Genomic DNA, 16,469 nt, shown 5'->3' on the forward strand with positions numbered 1-16,469 from the left:
GCGCCCGCGTGCTCCCCTGCGGGGGATGGCCCAGCGTGCTGCTTTCCTGTCCGGCGTCTTCCTCCTCCTCGCGCTGACCTCTCCCCCGCCCGCGCTGGCAGCCCCGGCGACCGTGACGGTGCGACCGGGCGATACCCTCTACGGCCTGGCCCGGCAGAGCGGGGTGGATGTGACGCAACTCCGGGCGCTCAACGGATTAAAAGGCAACCTGATTCGGCCGGGCCAGGTGCTGCGGCTGCGGGAGGCAACGGCGGCGGCGGCGGCCACATCTTCCGGTGCTCTGGCCCCCTACACCGTGCGGCGCGGGGACACCCTGAGCGCGATTGCCGAGCGGGCGGGGGTGAGCGTGGCGGCGCTGCGGGCGGCGAACGGGCTCACGGGAAGCCTGATCCGGCCGGGGCAGAAGCTGAAGGTGCCTCCACGCGGCACTGGAGCCGCGACCCGCGCCACCCCGCCTCGTCCCACCACCGAGGTGCGGGTGATTCACAGCTATGTGGCGGCCAAACCCGGCGAGACCCTGGGCACGCTGGCGCAGCGCTACCGCACCACCGAGAAGAACCTGCTGGCCCTCAACGACCTCGGGCGCCGCCGCCTCTACGCCGGCCAGCGGGTGCTGGTGCCGCAGCGGGTCCCGGTGCCCATTCCCCCCAGGCCGACCGGCAAGCCCGTCAGCGTCAAGCGGCTGACGCCCCTGAATGTCCCCGTGCGGGTCGTGAACGTGGACCTGCGTTGGCGCGACGTGCTGGTCACGCCCGTGCTGCCGCCGGGGGGCATCGGGAAAGGGGCGCGGGTGGGCACCCTGTCGCGGGTGAGCGGGGCAAAGGCGGTGGTGAACGGCAGCTATTTTCACCCGCAGTCGTATATCCCGGCGGGGGACCTTGTGGTGCGGGGACGGCTGGTGGCGCTGGGGCGCATTCCGGCGGGCCTCGCCATCACGCCCGACAACCGGGCGACCATCCGGGCCGTGCCCGCGCGGGGAGACGGGGCGAAGGTGGCGTGGCGGGGCATGGAGACGGTGGTCGCTGCCGGGCCGAGCATCCTGAAAGACGGGGTGGTGCGCCGCCAGTATTCCAGCGCCTTTCGTGACCCGGCCCTCTTCGGGCGGGCGGCCCGCAGCGCGGTGGGGCTGGTGAGCAACCGCGACCTCGTGCTCGTGACCACCCACGCGCGGCTCACCACCACCGAGATGGGCAAGGTGATGGCCCGCCTGGGAGTCCGAGACGCCCTGCTGCTGGACGGCGGCAGCAGCGCGGGGCTGGCGTGGAACGGCGCGGCGGTGCTGGAGAGCGTGCGGAGCGTGGCGTACGGCATCGGGGTGTTCACGGGGTACGAGGGGCGGCGGTATGCACGGTGAGGGACCGGGGGTGAGGCGGAGGCCGCCGACCCACCCTTCCCGCCTAGCCCTTACCATGCCCCCATGCCCGTTTTTCCCCTCCCGGCCCTCCCCCCACAGGCCCACCCATGAAGCCCGCCCAGGTGCAGGCCCAGCTCATCCGCGTCCTTTCCTCGGCCATCGCGGAACTGCGTGACCCCCGCGTGCCCCTGATCGTGACGGTGGAGCGCGTGACCGTGACCCCCGACTACGGCCTCGCCCGCGTGTATGTCAGCGCGATGGGGGCGGACATGCCCGCGCTCCTCGACGCCCTGGGCCGGGCACGCGGCCACCTCCAGCGCGAGGTCTCGGCGCAGGTGCGGATGCGCCGCACGCCCACGCTGGAGTTCTACGACGCGGCGGAGTCGCGGCTGTGACCGCTCCCCGCGAGACCCGCACCCCCATCCGCGTGCGCTACGCCGAGACGGACGCGATGGGGGTCGCCCACCACGCCAATTACCCCGTGTGGTTCGAGGTCGGCCGCAGCGACCTGATGCGCGACCTCGGCCTGCCCTACGCCGAGGTGGAGGCGCGGGGCTACTACCTGATGCTCTCCGGCCTGAACGTGGAATACCGCCGCGCCGCCCGCTACGACGAGGAACTCACGCTGGTCACGCGGGTGGGAGCAGTGCGCTCGCGGACGATGACCTTTACCTACCAACTCTGGCACGAAGGGACGCTCCTGGCGACTGGCGAGACCCGCCACATCGCCACCGACAAGACCTACCGCCCGGCGCGGCTGCCCGAGGATGTGATGGCGCTCCTCCGGGCGGAGGGCTAGACTGCCCGCTACATGAGCCACCTGTCGCGCACCCTGCCCATCAAACGCGCCGCGCACGTCTATCTGGTGCGGGGCGAGGAACTGCTGCTCGTGGAAGAGCGCATGGACGACGGCAGCATCTTCTACGGCCTGCCCGGCGGCAAGGCGCACCCCGGCGAGAGCCTCGCGGACGCCGCCGTGCGGCAGGTGGCGGTGGAAACGGGCCTGACGGTCACCGACCTGCGCTTCGTAAGCCTGCTGGAAGGCGAGATGCTGCGCGGCACCCGCAACGAGTGCTACGCCAACTTCGCCCGCTTCACGGCCGCCTACCACGGCGACCTCGACCCCACCGACCCGGAGGTCGTGGGCGTCAAGTGGGTGCCCTTCGCGCAGGTCGAGGCTCTCATTCGCTACGGCCCGCCCCCGGAATGCGAGGAACGCAACCCCCTGATCTGGGTGCCCACGCGCGACTTCCTGAAGGGGGAGGCGCGGGCGTACTACCCGATCTAGCGGCCAGCTTCCAGCTAGGACGGGCTTCTGCGACGCGGCCCACTGCCACCGGGGTGAGCAAGCCCTAGCCTGGGCCATGCGGCGTTCCCTCCTCTCCCTGCTCGCGCTGGGGCTACTGACGGCGGCACCCGTGCCCGCGCAGCCCGCCCCCAGTTCTCCCGCCGATACGCTGCGCGACCCCATCTTCCCCGGACTGGGGCAGGCGGGGCTGGACGTGCGGCACTACGACCTGCACCTCGCGGTCACGGAACCCGGTACGCGGGAGGTGCACGGGGTGGTCACGCTGACGCTGGCAAGCACGCGCCCGCTGGCGCAGATTCGGCTGGATTTCCTGGGGCCGAAGGTGGAGGCCGTGCGCTGGAATGACCGGGCGGTCCCCTACCGGGTGGACGAGAAGGCCGCCAAGCTCACGGTGACACCCCCTGCCGCGCTGCGACCCGGCAGGACCGCCCGGCTGACGGTGGAGTACGCGGGGGCGCCCGGCGAGATCGAGGACCCCGACTTCCCCACGCCGCTCTTGCTGGGCTGGCAGGCCGTCCCTGCCGAGGGCGAGCGGGCGGGGGCGAACTTCGTCCTGAGCGAGCCCAACGGCACCCACACCTTCCTGCCCTCCAACGACCATCCCTCCGACAAGGCGACCTTTACCACGCGGGTGACCGTGCCGCGCGGGTACGTGGCGGCGGCGAGCGGTGTGGAGACGGGGCGGGTGGACGCGGCGGGGACGAGCACCTTTACCTTCTCGCAGCGCGAACCCATTCCGACCTATGCGCTGGGAGTCTTCGTGGACCGCTTCCTGCGGGTAGATGAGCCAGCCGTGCCCGTGGGCGTGGGGGGGCAGGCGGTGGTGCGGCGGGACTTCTTCCCGCCGGAGACGCCCGGCCCGGTGCGGGCGGCCTACCGCCGCACCGACGAGGCGCTGCGGGTTCTTGCAGAGTGGTTCGGGCCATACCCGTTCGGCGCCTACGGGGTGGCGGTGGTCAGGCCCCGGCTGCCCGCACTGGAAACGGCCACCCTTTCCACCATGCCGCTGAACATGAGCACCGAGCGCACCGCCGTCCATGAGATCGCGCACCAGTGGTTCGGCAACGCGGTCACGCCCGCGACGTGGCCCGACGTGTGGCTCTCGGAGGGGCTGGCCGCCTATTCGGAGCTGCTGTGGACCGAGCACCTCGGCGGGGACGGGCAGGCCTACGCCGCCCGCTGGCACGCCAACCTGACCCGTGCGGGCACCCGGCCGCTGCGGGCGACGCGGGCGGAGGAACTGTTTGACCTCAGCACCTACCAGCGCGGCGCTCTGACTTTCCACGCACTGCGGGCGGAGATTGGTGACGCGGCTTTCCGCGACTTCCTGCGGGCCTACGTGACGCGCTTCTCGGCGGGGTCGGGGACAGTCAGCACGGCAACCTTCCTCGCCTTCGTGCGCGAGCGGGCGGGCGCAGAGGCCGAGGGGGTGGTGCAGCGCTGGGTGGAGCAGCGGGCGCTGCCGCCGTTGCCGGTGGTGCGGCGCTAATCCCCTCCCCCTTTGGACGGACGCTTCCCCCCTCCCCCGCCCCCTAGCCTGCGGGCATGATGAGGCGGATGACCCGCACCGCCCTGCCCCCTGTCCCGCCGCCTGGCCGCCCCGGCCTGCTGGCCGACCTGCGGGACGCGCAAACCTACCGCACGGCCCTGTACGTGGCGCTGGCGCTGCCGCTGGGCCTGCTGGTGACGGGGCTGCTGCTGGGGGGCGTGCTGGCCGGGGTGGTGACGCTGCCGCTCCTCGTGGGGGCCGGGCTGCTGCTGGGCACCCTGTGGCTGGTGCCGGGGCTGGCGGACGTGCAGCGGGGAATGGCGCGGCTGCTGGGGCTGCACTTCGCCCCAGCAGGGCCTCCCCCGCCGGGCGGGGTGGCGGGCTGGCTGCGGGCCACCCTCGCGGACGGGGCGACCTACCGGGCGCTGATGTTCCACCTGCTGCAACTGCCCCTCGCGGCGCTGTGCTGGGCGGTGCTGGGCGTGCTGCTGGCGGCCTCCGTGCTGGGACTGACTGCGCCGTGGTGGGCGGTGGGTCCCCTCCCGGTGAGCTGGGGGGGTGGGGAGGTGACCCTCTCCGCACCCGGTGTGGCGGGGCTGGTGCTGGCGGGAGCGGGCGGCCTGCTGGTCACGGGCGGGGTTCTAAACCTGCTGGGGCGGGTGTGGGCGTGGCTGGCCTTCGCGCTGCTCTCGGTGCCCCAGGACGGGGTGAGTGCCCGGCGGGAGGTCGTGGCGCTGCGCCGGGCCGCTGGCCGGGTGGCGCTGGGAGACGACCTGGGGGCGACCCTGGCGGACCTCGCGGGGCAGGCGCGGGCGGCGAGTACGGCGCAGGCGGTGGCGCTGACGGCCCCGGACGGCACCCTGCGGACGGTGAGTGGCCCGGACCACCCCGCCCTGCACGGTCCCGGTCCCCTGCCGCCACCCGGCGGGGCGGACGTGCGGCCCCTGCCCGGTGGCGGCACCCTGGCGACCCTCCCGGTGGTGGCAGGCGGGCGTGACGGCGGCACCCTGCGGGCCGCATACGCGGCGGGCGCCCGCCCCGGCGGGGAGGAACTCGCCTTCCTGCTGTCCATCGCGGACCACGCGGGGACCGCCCTGCACGCCGCCGAACTCATCGCGCGGGCGGGCGAGCGCGGCGGCGAGCTGGAACGGGCGCGGCTGGCCCGCGAGTTGCACGACAGCGTGGCGCAGGCCCTCTACGGCATCACCCTGGGCGCCAAGACCGCCCGCGCCACCCTGGACCGCGACCCGGCCCGCGCCCGCGAGAGCCTCGACTACACCATCCGGCTGGCCGAAGGTGGCGTCTCCGAGATGAAGGCCCTGCTGTTCAGCCTGCGCCCCGACGCGCTGGAGGAAGGCGGGCTGGTCGCGGCCCTCGCGCAGACCGCCCACGCCCTGGAAGCGCGGCACGGCCTGACCGTCCACGCCGACACGCCGGAAGAACCGTCTCTCGCCCCCCACGCCCAGGCCGCCGCCTACCGGGTCGCGCAGGAGGCCCTGCACAACGTGGTCAAGCACGCCCGCGCCCGCGAGGTGTGGCTCTCGGTCCGCGGGGAGGGAGGCAGGGTGCGACTGGAAGTGCGCGACGACGGGCGCGGGTTCGACCCCGCCGCGCTGCCCGGCGGCACCCTGGGCCAGCGCTCCATGCGCGAGCGGGCACGGGAGGCGGGGGGCGAGTTGACGGTGCAGAGCGAGCCCGGCGCGGGCACCACCGTCACCCTGACCCTGCCCGCTGCCCTCCCGGGGTCCTCGTGACCGCCCCCACCCGGCCCCCCGCGCGGCCCCTGGCCCCGGTGCTGGCCCGCATCGCGCTGGGGCTGGGGCTGGTCGCGGCGGGGGCGGGCCTGACCTGGGCGGGCTGGCGGGTCACCCCCATTCCCGGCCTGAGTGTGCGCGAGACGCCGCTGGAAGTGCCGCTGGACGGGGCCTCGGCGCTCGCCGTGCGGCTGACGGGCGACCGCACCGACCTCGCCGTGGCGGGACTGCCGTGGCCGGGCCGGGCTGCGCTGGTCGGGCGGGCCACCCACCGTGAGCGCAATCCGCTGCACGTTCAGACCTCGCGTGAGGGGGCCACCCTGCGGGCCGACGTGCGGCTGGACGTGGCCCCGCTGAGTGACGACCGGGTCAACCTCAACACCCCCGCCGTGCAGCACCGCTTGGAGGTGCAGCTCTCGCGCGGGGTGCCGCTCACCCTGGGGGCCGACACTGCGAGCGGCGACCTGCGGCTGGACCTGCACGCGCTGCGGCTGCGCGAGCTGACCGCCCGCACCCGCTCCGGCTCGCTGGTGGCGACCCTGCCCGCCGGGGAGAGCGGTCCCCTGACGCTGGGCACGGCGAGCGGGGCGGTGACCCTCCGCGCTCCGGCCGCGTGGCGGGCGCCCTCCCTGAGCGTCACCACTGGCAGCGGCGCGGTGACCCTGCGGCTGGGGGAGGCGTGGGCAGAGCGGCTGACCGTTACCACCCAGAGCGGCGACGTGGCGGGCGAACTGCCGCGCGGGGAGACGGGCCGCGTGGCCTCCGGCTCCGGCGACCTCGCCCTGCGGCTGCCGGACGGGGCGGCGGGGAGCCTCGCGTTTCAGACCACCTCCGGGGAGGTGCGCCTCAGCCTCCCCCCCGACTCCTCCGCCCGCGTGCGGCTGGTGGGCGGCCGCTTGCTGGACCCGCCGGGCGACCTGCTGCGGCAGGGGGACGTGATCGCCACCGACCCCGCCGCCCTGACCGACCCCGACCTCGACCTCCGGGTGGAGGCGCCCCGCTTGCGCCTCGCCCGCCGACTGCCCGACGACGAAGGAGACATGCCATGACCGACCCCCACCCCGTCCGTGTCCTGCTGGTGGACGACCACGCCGTCGTTCGGCAAGGCCTGCGGCTCTTTCTGGGCCTCGACCCATCCCTGGAGGTCGTGGGCGAGGCCGCCAACGGCGAGGAGGCCCTCGCGGAAGCCGGGCGCCTGCACCCCGACGTGGTCGTGATGGACTTGATGATGCCCGTGATGGACGGCATCCAGGCCACCCGCGCCATCCGCCGCAGCCTGCCCGACACCGAGGTCATCGCCCTGACGAGCACCCTGGAAGAACACAAGGTCAACGGCGCCATCGACGCCGGGGCGATGGGCTACATGCTCAAGGACGCTTCCTCCGACACGCTGGCGGAAGCCATCCACGCCGCCGCACGGGGCGAGGTGCGGCTGCACCCGGAAGCGGCCCGGCGGCTGGTGCGGGACTTTCGCTCGACCGACATGCGCGAGAGCCTGACGCCCAAGGAGGTGATCGTGCTGCAACTGATCGCGCGGGGGTACTCCAACCGCGACATCGCCGCCGACCAGAACGTCACCGAGGCGACCGTGAAGACGCACGTGAGCCGGTTGCTGAGCAAGCTGGGGCTGGAGAGCCGCACCCAGGCGGCGCTGTACGCGCTGCGGCACGGGCTGGCGAGGCTGGAGTGAGGCAGCCAGCTTCCAGCGGCCAGCCGCCAGCGTTCGGCGGCATCAGGCTGGTGCTGCTGATGCTGGGCCTCGCGGGGCTGGGGGTCGTGCTGGGGCTGCTGCGGGCCGTCTCGCTGGAGGGGCCGGGGTGGTGGAGCCTGGCGAGCTGGACGCCGCTGCTGCTGGCCCCGGTCGGCGTGATGGCGGCCCTGGCGCTGTGGCTGGGGCGGCGGCAGCCCACAGCGGCGGCGTGGGGAGGGGTCGGGGCGGCGCTCGCGTCGGTGTGGGCCAGCGTCAGCCTGCTGCACCCGGAGGTCAACCGGGACGCGAACCTCGGGATGGGCCTTTACGGGATGCTGGGTTGGCTGTTTCCGCTTGGCCCGGCCTTTGGGGTGGGAGCGGGGCTGGGACTGCTGGCCGAAGGTCGGCACGGGCTGCCTCCCTCTCCCGCCGCGCTGGAGGATGCCCGTCCCCGGCCCCCGGTGCGGCCCTGGCTGTGGCCGCTGGTGCCCCCGGCGCTGGTGTCATTGGCCGTATCGGTGCAGCCCTTCGGACGGGTGGCGCGGGAGGGCGCGGGCGACTGGATTGGATTGCTGGTGGCCGCACTCGTGACCTCTGCCGGGCAGCTCGCCGTGATCCTCTCCCCCGCCCTGATCGCCCTGCTGGCACTGCGGGGACGGACCGCCCGTGACGGCATCGGGCGGCCCCGCCTCGCCGCGTTCTGGGGCCTGTGTCTGGGATTGGCCGTCACACTGGGGCTGTTTGGCTTCGGACAGTCCGCGCTGGTTCCGCGCCTGTCGCTGGAGGTTTACATCCTGCTGCACGCCGCGCCGCCCCTGATCGGGTACGCGGTGGGCTGGTGGCTGGGGCGGCGAGAGGAGGCGGTGCCATGACACGCCTTCCCCTGGTGCCCTGGCTGTGGCCGCTGGCGCTGCCCACGCTGCTGCCCATCGTCTCGGCGCTGATTTCGCTGCTGCGGCGCTGGGAGGCCGCCTTCTCGTGGAGGCTGGAGGCCCTGCCCGGTCTGCTGGCCCTGTGGGGTTTGTGTCTCGGGTTGAGCCTGACCTGGGTGCTGCTGCTCATCCTTCCGGCCGGTTCCCAGACTCTACCCAACGTGGTGGTCTGGCCGCCCCTGCTGGGCTATGTCGCGGGCCGCTGGGCGGGAGTCAATAGGTCAAGTGGCAAACGCTGAGGCAGAGCGCCGCACACTCGCGCCCCCGTGCCATCCTGAAGCGCTCCATGCCCCAGCTCATCACCACGGACGTACCCCGTTTTTGGCAGGCGTTCGAGCACCTTGATGCTCCGGACGCCATAGACCACTTTCAACGGTTTTACTTGGACGCCGGAACGCCGGGCGTCCAAGCCTTTATCCCGGAGCGCATCGTTTCGGCCGAGTCCCTGGTTACAGCGGTCCGCGCCCGGCGGGCCTACTACGCCAGCATTCGGGAGCGGTCACTGGCGACCCTCTCCGATCTGGGGCCGCGCCTTGACGCGGTGCTCGCGCGGTTGCCGGAAGTTGTGCCGGGAGGCCCTACCCACGACGTGTACTTCGTGATCGGGGCGATGAACAGCGGGGGAACGCTCTCACGGGGCGAGGCCGGGACATTCGCCATCATCGGGCTGGAATTCTTCTGCGCGGGGCCGGGCGCCATAACGGACGACCTCAACCCCTGGGAAAGGGCCGTGATCCGCACGCCGGACGCCCTGCCCAGCATCGTCGCGCACGAACTCGTACACACACTTCAGCCTGTGCCGCAGAAGGTCGAGCCTGCCCTGCTGCTGCACTGCCTGGGCGAAGGCGCGGCCGATTACGTGGGCGAACTTGTCAGCGGCGAGGTCATCAACCCACGCCTCTTCGAGTACGGCCTGGCCCACGAACCCACGCTCCGGGCACGGTTTCAGCGGGACATGGCGGTGGGAGTGGGGCCGGAGCATTGGCTCTATCAGGGAAACCGGGCGGTAGATGAGCCCGCCGACCTCGGCTATTTCATCGGGGCACAGATTATGCGGGCGTATCACGGGCGGCACCGGGACAGGCCGGACGTGATGCACGACCTGCTGCACCGCGCCCTACTGGAGCCTGAAGCGTTCGCACGGGAGAGCGGATACTTCTCCTGAACGGCTGAAGGGGAGGCCGCCCCACCGCGCCTCCCCCTCTCCGGTTCCTGACCCTCAGGCTAGGTCGCCCAGCACGTCCCCCAGGTCCTTTTTCACGCACGTGAACATCGGCGTGTCCTGCAGGGTGTAGTTGCTCGCCTCGGTGTAGCGCAGGCGGTGGACGAGGTCCACGAACTCCTGCGGGTAGTCGGAGTCAAACGACACCACGAACTCCTGATCGTCGATGCCGTAGGAATACGAGGTGTTGATCCGCACGCCCTTGAAGGGGCCGGACGCGTAGATGTGCTCGTCCATCATCCCCTGCCGGGCCAGCGGCGTGAGGTCATACCACGCCCGCGTCTTCACAAAGGGGTAGATGAACAGGAACTTGCCCTGCCCCGGCAGGATTTCCAGCCCGTGCCCGCTGCCCTCCACGCGGTTGACGTACTGGCTGCGCTTGTTCATGGAGATGAAGTTGTAGGGCTGCGTGAGGTAGCCCATCAGGCGGGTGCGGTTCAGGCGCCCCTGCGCTTCTTGAAAGTCACGCACGTCAAAGGCGATGCGCCACAGCATGAAATCCACGTCCCCGCGCACGCCGACGAGCGAGTAGGTGCGCTGGATATGGCCCGCTTCCGCCGGGGCGTCCGTGACCCAGCCCTCGGCGGCGGCGAGGAACTCGGCCTTCAGTTCCTCGCGCTCGGCGGGGGACAGGCGGCGGAAGGCGGGGTCGAGCTTGAAGAAGGCGTAGTTCAGGAACTGCCGCTGCGCCCGGTCCGGGTCCCGCTGGGTGACCTGCCCGCTGGGGTCAAGGTCCACCATCATCTTGGGGCGGCCACCGGGGGCGCCGCCGGGACGCCCTCCGGTGCTGGGCGGCGTTTCACCCGCCTGGGTCGGCTTCTGCTCCTCGCCGCTCACCCCGTCACCGCCTGACCGCGCAGGTCATGGGTCAGACCGAAGTTGGCCCGGTAGAGGCTCTGAATCTGATCGTATTCCGCGTCCGTCAGGGGCGCGGCGGCAAAGGTCTGCACGTATTCCTCCAGCCCCTTCTCGTCGTAGATGTTGGGGAGAATGCTCGCCATCGCGGGCGAACGCAGCGCGAACCCGATGGCGAGCTGGCCGATGGTCCGGCCCCGGCCCTCCACGAACTCGGCATTCAGTTGCTCAACCTTCTTCAGGCCGTCTTCCATCCAGGCCTTGCGGCGGGCGTTGGTGGTCATGCGCCAGTTGCGGTGGTCGCCGGGCTCGAACTCGGTGTCGAGGGTCATGTAGCCCTCCAAGAGCCCGGAGGCGTGCGGCACGCGGGCCATCACGCCCACGCCCTCGGCTTCCGCGACAGGCAGAATCTGTTCGCCCAGCACCTGCTCGAGCAGGTTGTAGATGATCTGGGTGGGGGCGCGGCGCTCCCGGATGGAGGCGATGCCCTCCTCGATCTGCCGCTCGTTGAGCGCCGGACCCAGCGCGGTGCCGTAAGCGCGGATGAGTCCCTCGGCCTTGAGCTCCTCCAGCTCGGCCCACAGATCGTCCTGACGGATGGCGTCCAGGCGGCAGTTGTGCAACTGGTAGTAGTCGATGTAGTCGGTGCCCAGCCGCTTCAAGGAGCCTTCCAGCGCCTTGCGGAGGTACGCGGGCGTCCAGTCGTGCGGGCGCTCCTGCTGCCCCGGCCGCTCGGGGTGGGTATAGATGTCGTAGCCGAATTTGGTGCCGATGACGATCTTCTCGCGCACGTCCCCCAGCGCCCGGCGCTGGATTTCCTCGGCGCGGCCCGAGGCGTAGGTGTCGGCGTTGTCGAAAAACGTGACCCCGAGGTCGTAGGCGCGGCGCAGCAGGCGGACGGCCATCTCCTCGTCCTTGACGCCCCACCACGTCGTGCCGACGGTCCACACGCCGAACCCCACCGCGCTCACGGTGAGGTCGGTGCCCAGCAGTTTGCGGTACTCCATGGGCGGTACTGTTTCACCGCGCCCAGGGGACGTTTTGCCCCGAACGGTCGGTCAGGTGCGGGCAGGCCTCTCCCAGGGCCGCTCGCCTTTTTTAAGAGCCGCATAAAGACTGTCTTTATCCAAATCTGGGAAAGGGGTCAGCCCAGGTCAAGCGGGGTTCGGGATGGCTGGGGCACGCTGGGCTCAGCCGCGCTTTAGGCTGTCGGCCTGCCCGACTCGGGGCATCTCAAGGGGGAGCCGCATCCATGACCAACCCACCCACCGCTTCAGGCGAGTCCTCGGGCTCGCCCGCTCTCTTGGCGCCCATGCGGGTCCTGGAACACCAGATCTACCGTGGCCCCAACGTGTACGGCTACCAGCCCATGGTGCGCTTTCAGCTCGACCTGGGCACGCTGGAGGAGTACCCGTCGGACACACTTCCCGGTTTCAACGACCGCCTGCTGGAGCTTCTGCCCACGCTGGAGCGGCATGGCTGCTGCTTCCGCGAGCCGGGGGGCTTTATCCGCCGCCTGCGGGACGGCACCTGGCTGGGGCACGTGGCCGAGCACGTCGCGCTGGAACTTCAGACGCTGGCGGGCACGCCGGTCACCTACGGCAAGACCCGCTCGGTGAAGGGGCAGCCGGGTGTCTACAACGTGCTCTATTCCTACCGCGAGGAACGGGTGGGCCTGCTCGCGGGGGCGGTGGCGCTGCGGCTGGTGCAGAGCCTGCTGCCGGGGGAGCTGCGGGGCCTTCGGGGGGTGGAGCGGCTGCTGCCTGGCGGCGTGAGCGACCTCGACCCCGACTCGCCCTTCGACTTCGCGGCGGAGCTGAGCGAACTGCGGCGGCTGGCGCGGCGTCACGCCTTCGGGCCGACCACCCAGTCCCTGGTAGACGAGGCGCAGCGGCGCGGCATTCCCTTCCTGCGGCTGGACGAGCACAGCCTGGTGCAGCTCGGCTACGGCAAGTACCAGCAGCAGATTCGCGCGAGCATCACCAGCAAGACGCCCCACATCGCCACGATGACCGCGAGCGACAAGGACCTCACCAAGCGGCTGCTCGACCGCGCGGGGCTGCCCGTGCCGCAGGGCGTGGTCGTGCGGGATGCGGACGAGGCGGTGCGGGCCGCCCGCTCGCTGCGCGGCCCGGTCGTGACCAAGCCGCTGGACGGCAACCACGGGCGCGGCGTGTCTCTGAACCTCACGACGGAGGAAGAGGTCCGCAAGGGCTTCGAGGAGGCCCGCGCCCACAGCCGCAGCGTGGTCGTCGAGCAGTTCTACACCGGCAACGACCACCGGGTGCTGGTGGTGAACGGTGAGGTCGTCGCGGTGGCCGAGCGGGTGCCCGCCCATGTGGTGGGCGACGGCAGCCGGACGATCACCGAACTCGTGGAGGAGGTCAACCGCGACCCCCGCCGGGGCGACGGCCACGAAAAGGTGATGACCCGCATCAAGCTCGACGAGCATGTCCTGACGCTGCTGGCCCGCTCGGGCCGGACGCCGGAGACGGTTCCGGCGGCGGGCGAGGTGGTCCCCCTGCGCGACACCGCCAACATCTCCACCGGGGGCACCGCCGTGGACCGCACCGACGTGATTCACCCCGAGAACGTCACCATCGCGCGGCGGGCGGCGCAGGTCATCGGGCTGGACGTGGCGGGCATCGACCTGATCAGCCCCGACATCTCGCGCTCGGTGCACGAGACGGGGGGCGGCATCGTCGAGGTCAACGCCGCCCCCGGCTTCCGAATGCACCTGCAACCCTCGGAGGGCGAGGGGCGCAACGTGGCCGCCCCCGTGCTGAGCATGCTCTTTCCGACGGGCACCCCCTGCCGGATGCCGATCATTTCCATCACGGGCACGAACGGCAAGAGCACGACCTCGCGCATGGTCGCGCACATCCTGCGTCACGCCGGGAAGGTGGTGGGCCTGACGACCTCCAACGGCATCTATATCGACGGCGAGCAGATTCTCAGCGGCGATACCACCGGCCCGAAAAGCGCGAAGGTGGTCCTGAGCGACCCCAGCGTGGAGGTCGCCGTGCTGGAAACCGCCCGTGGCGGCATCCTGCGCGAGGGGCTGGGCTTCGACCAGTGCGACGTGGGCGCGGTGCTGAACATCCAGCCCGACCACCTCGGCCTCAAGGGGATCGAGACGGTCGAGGACCTCGCCTGGGTCAAGTCGCTGATCGTGGAGGTCGTGACGAAAAACGGCACCAGCGTGCTGAACGCCGACGACTCCCTCACGCTGAGGATGCGGAGGAAGGCGGGCGGGAGCCTCGCCCTGTTCTCCATGCAGGGGGGCAGCACCTGTTCCCGCGAGGTGCGGGACCACATCGCCGGGGGCGGCACGGCGGTGCTGCGCGAGCCCACCGCGCTGGGCGACGAACTCGTGCTGTACCAGGGCGGGCAGCGCCAGCCCATCCTGCGGGCGCGGGACATCCCCGCCACGCTGGGCGGCTTCGCGCAGGTCAATGTGCAAAACGCCCTCGCCGCCGCCGCCATCGCGGTCGCGCAGGGGGTGGAACTCTCCGTGATTCGCACGGCGCTCGCATCCTTTACCACCTCCTACGAGCAGAGCCCCGGCCGCCTGAACCTCTATGACGGCCACCCCTTCCGGGTGATGCTGGACTACGCGCACAACCCGGCGGGGCTGGCGCACCTGCGCGACCTCGTGACGCACCTGCGCCCGCCGCGTGGCCGCGTCATCGGCGTGATGGGCGTGGCCGGGGACCGCCGCGACCAGGACATCCGGCAGATGGGCGAGATCGCCGCCGAGATGTTCGACGACCTCGTCGTGCGCGAGGACGAGCTGCGCCGGGGCCGCCCCAGCGGAGAGGGTGCCCGCATCCTCAGCGAGGGGGCCATCGCGGGGGGCCTCGCGCCCGAGCGCATCACGACCATCCTCTCCGAACGGGCGGCGGTGGACCACGGGCTGAGCGTGGCCCGTCCCGGCGACCTCGTGATCTACCTCGCCACCGAGGTCGAGGAGACGTGGCGGCGCATCCGCGACTTCGACTCCTCGCACCTTCCGCCCGCAGGCACGCCGGAAGAACCCGGCCACCAGGGGGCCTACCATGACTGAGACGCCGCGCTGGGCGATCATCGTCCACGGCGGGGCGCACCAGACTCCGCCCGAACAGGTCGCGGCCAGCCGCGCCGGGTGTCTGGCAGCGCTGAGCGCCGGGCGCCGGGTGCTGGAGGGCGGCGGCACGGCGGTCGAGGCAGTCGAGGCCGCCCTCCGGGTGCTGGAGGACGACCCCACCTTCAATGCCGGGTACGGCTCAGCGCTGACGGCGGACGGCACGGTCGAGATGGACTCCGCCGTGATGGACGGGCAGACCCTGGAGGTGGGCGCGGTCGCGGGACTGGCCGGGGTCCGTCACCCGGTCAGCGTGGCCCGGCGCCTGCTGCGTGAGAAAGAAGTGCTGCTGACCGGCGCGGGTGCCCGCCGCTTCGCCGAGCGCAGCGGGGCCGAGCTGTGCGCCCCCGAAGAACTGATCTCGCCCCAGCAGCGGAAGACCTTTCAGGAACACGACACCGTCGGTTGCGTGGCCCTCGACCTGCGCGGCCACCTCGCCGCCGGGACCTCCACCGGGGGCCTGACCGGGCAGCCCGCCGGGCGGGTGGGCGACTCGCCCCTGATCGGCTGCGGCTTCTACGCCGAAGACGGGGTCGGCGCAGTGGCCCTGACCGGCGAGGGCGAGAGCCTGGCCCGCTGGATGACGGCGGCCCGCATCCTCCACCGCCTGACGAACGGGACGCCCGACGACGCCCTGCGCACGGTGCTGGAGGAGATGGGCACGCGGGTGGGCGGCACCGGGGGCGGCATCGCCCTGACGCCGGACGGACAGCCCGGATGGTGGCACACCAGCCCCGACATGCCCACGGCCTACCAGCACTCCGACATGACCAGCCCCCGCACCTACCTGACCAAACCCGAGGAGAGAGACGATGTCCACACACCACACGGCTGAACGGGGCGCCCGGCCGGGGCGCGGCACCCTCATCATCATCGGCGGGCACGAGGACAAGGAACGCCGCCGCGAGATCCTGAAGGAAGTCGCCCGCCGCGTGCAGGGCGGCAAGCTGGTGATCGCCACCGTCGCCTCCCACCAGCCCGAGGGCTACTTCGAGAGCTACCAGGAGGGCTTTGAGGGCCTGGGGGTAGGCGAACTCGCCGAGCTGTACATCGAGGAGCGGGCAGAAGCCTCGCGCGAGGACAAGCTGGGGCTGCTGGGCGGCGCGGCGGGAGTCTTCTTCTCCGGCGGCGACCAGCTCCGCATCACCAGCCAGATCGGGGACACGCCGCTCGAAGCCCGCATCCGCGAGGTCTACGAAGGCGGCGGCGTGATCGCGGGCACCTCGGCGGGGGCTTCCGTGATGTGCGAGACGATGCTGGTCAAGGGCAGCAGCAAGGAGTCCTACCGCATCGGGGACCTTCAGATGGCGCCGGGGCTGGGTCTGGTGCGCGGAGTCATCATCGACCAGCACTTCGCCGAGCGCGGGCGCATCGGCCGCCTGCTGGGGGCGGTGGCGCAAAATCCCCGCGTGCTGGGCATCGGCATTGACGAGGACACGGCCATCGTGCTGGAAGGCAGCCACTTCACCGTGATCGGCAGCGGGGCCGTCTATGTCGCCGACGGCGAGGGCATCACCCACTCCAACATCGCCGAGGCCCGCACGGAAGAACCCCTCTCGCTGTACGACGTGCGCCTGCACGTCCTCTCGCGTGGCGACGCCTTCGACCTGGAACGCCGCAAACCCGTTCCCGCCCGCCAATATGAGGAGGCAGAAGAGGCGGCGGGGTAATCGTCCCCACGGGAGGGTGCGGAAGGCTTGACGAATGCTGCATACCGCGCTAACTTGGTCTTATCACCGCC

The 16,469-nt window shown here is 71.7% G+C and carries 16 protein-coding genes; 14 read left to right on the forward strand and 2 right to left on the reverse strand.

Translation table 11 applies throughout. The annotated features are described in order from the left end of the window. The first annotated feature begins 25 nt into the window (after positions 1–25). The 11 genes from L1280_RS09995 to L1280_RS10045 all read left to right on the forward strand — a co-directional run bounded on the left by L1280_RS09995 (position 26) and on the right by L1280_RS10045 (position 9,693). Complete coding sequence (locus L1280_RS09995) at positions 26–1,354, forward strand: LysM peptidoglycan-binding domain-containing protein (protein ID WP_253582059.1); 1,329 nt, start codon at positions 26–28, stop codon at positions 1,352–1,354. Between the two features lie 107 nt (positions 1,355–1,461). Further along, positions 1,462–1,749 (forward strand): ribosome-binding factor A, encoded by a 288-nt coding sequence (locus tag L1280_RS10000; RefSeq protein WP_253582061.1) that lies wholly within the window; start codon positions 1,462–1,464, stop codon positions 1,747–1,749. Further along, entirely contained in the window at positions 1,746–2,153 is a 408-nt protein-coding gene (locus L1280_RS10005; protein WP_371922905.1) for an acyl-CoA thioesterase, read from the forward strand. The genes L1280_RS10000 and L1280_RS10005 overlap by 4 nt, the downstream gene beginning before the upstream one ends. Positions 2,154–2,165: 12 nt before the next feature. Then, the gene (locus tag L1280_RS10010) at positions 2,166–2,642 is read left to right on the forward strand and encodes an NUDIX hydrolase (protein WP_253582063.1); all 477 of its coding nucleotides are present in this window, start codon (positions 2,166–2,168) and stop codon (positions 2,640–2,642) included. A gap of 76 nt (positions 2,643–2,718) precedes the next feature. After that, complete coding sequence (locus L1280_RS10015) at positions 2,719–4,152, forward strand: M1 family metallopeptidase (protein ID WP_253582064.1); 1,434 nt, start codon at positions 2,719–2,721, stop codon at positions 4,150–4,152. A 56-nt stretch (positions 4,153–4,208) separates the two neighbouring features. Further along, a complete protein-coding gene (locus tag L1280_RS10020) occupies positions 4,209–5,906 on the forward strand; it encodes a sensor histidine kinase (protein ID WP_253582066.1) in 1,698 nt (565 codons plus the stop codon). Further along, positions 5,903–6,955 (forward strand): DUF4097 family beta strand repeat-containing protein, encoded by a 1,053-nt coding sequence (locus L1280_RS10025; RefSeq protein WP_253582068.1) that lies wholly within the window; start codon positions 5,903–5,905, stop codon positions 6,953–6,955. The genes L1280_RS10020 and L1280_RS10025 overlap by 4 nt, the downstream gene beginning before the upstream one ends. Further along, entirely contained in the window at positions 6,952–7,596 is a 645-nt protein-coding gene (locus L1280_RS10030) for a response regulator transcription factor (RefSeq protein WP_253582069.1), read from the forward strand. Before L1280_RS10025 ends, L1280_RS10030 begins: the two co-directional genes overlap by 4 nt. Then, on the forward strand, positions 7,593–8,468 hold the full coding sequence (locus L1280_RS10035; RefSeq protein ID WP_253582071.1) for a hypothetical protein: 876 nt from the start codon (positions 7,593–7,595) through the stop codon (positions 8,466–8,468). Before L1280_RS10030 ends, L1280_RS10035 begins: the two co-directional genes overlap by 4 nt. Next, positions 8,465–8,767, forward strand: a complete 303-nt coding sequence (locus L1280_RS10040; RefSeq protein ID WP_253582072.1) for a hypothetical protein — start codon at positions 8,465–8,467, stop codon at positions 8,765–8,767. The genes L1280_RS10035 and L1280_RS10040 overlap by 4 nt, the downstream gene beginning before the upstream one ends. Positions 8,768–8,814: 47 nt before the next feature. Then, positions 8,815–9,693 (forward strand): hypothetical protein, encoded by an 879-nt coding sequence (locus tag L1280_RS10045; RefSeq protein ID WP_253582073.1) that lies wholly within the window; start codon positions 8,815–8,817, stop codon positions 9,691–9,693. 54 nt (positions 9,694–9,747) lie between these two features. Here L1280_RS10045 and L1280_RS10050 read toward each other — a convergent pair whose 3' ends face one another. Beyond that, positions 9,748–10,494 carry a chlorite dismutase family protein gene (locus L1280_RS10050; protein WP_253582322.1) on the reverse strand — a complete coding sequence of 249 codons (747 nt, stop codon included), beginning with the start codon at positions 10,492–10,494 and terminating at the stop codon, positions 9,748–9,750. Between the two features lie 89 nt (positions 10,495–10,583). Further along, on the reverse strand, positions 10,584–11,612 hold the full coding sequence (locus L1280_RS10055; RefSeq protein WP_253582075.1) for an aldo/keto reductase: 1,029 nt from the start codon (positions 11,610–11,612) through the stop codon (positions 10,584–10,586). A gap of 245 nt (positions 11,613–11,857) precedes the next feature. On the opposite strand from L1280_RS10055, the gene cphA reads away from it, so the two are divergent. Genes cphA through L1280_RS10070 form a run of 3 tightly spaced genes read left to right on the forward strand, consistent with a single transcriptional unit; the run spans position 11,858 to position 16,398 of the window. Continuing rightward, positions 11,858–14,671: a cyanophycin synthetase gene (gene cphA / locus L1280_RS10060; protein WP_253582076.1), complete on the forward strand. Its 2,814-nt coding sequence runs from the start codon at positions 11,858–11,860 to the stop codon at positions 14,669–14,671. Further along, the gene (locus L1280_RS10065; protein WP_253582077.1) at positions 14,664–15,563 is read left to right on the forward strand and encodes an isoaspartyl peptidase/L-asparaginase family protein; all 900 of its coding nucleotides are present in this window, start codon (positions 14,664–14,666) and stop codon (positions 15,561–15,563) included. Before cphA ends, L1280_RS10065 begins: the two co-directional genes overlap by 8 nt. After that, positions 15,541–16,398 (forward strand): cyanophycinase, encoded by an 858-nt coding sequence (locus L1280_RS10070; protein WP_253582079.1) that lies wholly within the window; start codon positions 15,541–15,543, stop codon positions 16,396–16,398. Before L1280_RS10065 ends, L1280_RS10070 begins: the two co-directional genes overlap by 23 nt. Positions 16,399–16,469: the final 71 nt, after the last annotated feature.

Source organism: Deinococcus sp. HSC-46F16, assembly GCF_024171495.1.
Lineage (GTDB): Bacteria > Deinococcota > Deinococci > Deinococcales > Deinococcaceae > Deinococcus.

Excerpts from the sequence above, each read along its gene's own strand:
- L1280_RS10015 (WP_253582064.1), top strand. The coding sequence starts at position 2,719 with ATGCGGCGTTCCCTCCTCTCCCTGCTCGCGCTGGGGCTACTGACGGCG.
- L1280_RS10070 (WP_253582079.1), top strand. The coding sequence starts at position 15,541 with ATGTCCACACACCACACGGCTGAACGGGGCGCCCGGCCGGGGCGCGGC.
- L1280_RS10040 (WP_253582072.1), top strand. The coding sequence starts at position 8,465 with ATGACACGCCTTCCCCTGGTGCCCTGGCTGTGGCCGCTGGCGCTGCCC.
- L1280_RS10020 (WP_253582066.1), top strand. The coding sequence starts at position 4,209 with ATGATGAGGCGGATGACCCGCACCGCCCTGCCCCCTGTCCCGCCGCCT.
- L1280_RS10050 (WP_253582322.1), bottom strand. The coding sequence starts at position 10,494 with ATGATGGTGGACCTTGACCCCAGCGGGCAGGTCACCCAGCGGGACCCG.
- cphA (WP_253582076.1), top strand. The coding sequence starts at position 11,858 with ATGACCAACCCACCCACCGCTTCAGGCGAGTCCTCGGGCTCGCCCGCT.
- L1280_RS10030 (WP_253582069.1), top strand. The coding sequence starts at position 6,952 with ATGACCGACCCCCACCCCGTCCGTGTCCTGCTGGTGGACGACCACGCC.
- L1280_RS10065 (WP_253582077.1), top strand. The coding sequence starts at position 14,664 with ATGACTGAGACGCCGCGCTGGGCGATCATCGTCCACGGCGGGGCGCAC.
- L1280_RS10055 (WP_253582075.1), bottom strand. The coding sequence starts at position 11,612 with ATGGAGTACCGCAAACTGCTGGGCACCGACCTCACCGTGAGCGCGGTG.
- L1280_RS09995 (WP_253582059.1), top strand. The coding sequence starts at position 26 with ATGGCCCAGCGTGCTGCTTTCCTGTCCGGCGTCTTCCTCCTCCTCGCG.
- L1280_RS10045 (WP_253582073.1), top strand. The coding sequence starts at position 8,815 with ATGCCCCAGCTCATCACCACGGACGTACCCCGTTTTTGGCAGGCGTTC.
- L1280_RS10000 (WP_253582061.1), top strand. The coding sequence starts at position 1,462 with ATGAAGCCCGCCCAGGTGCAGGCCCAGCTCATCCGCGTCCTTTCCTCG.
- L1280_RS10010 (WP_253582063.1), top strand. The coding sequence starts at position 2,166 with ATGAGCCACCTGTCGCGCACCCTGCCCATCAAACGCGCCGCGCACGTC.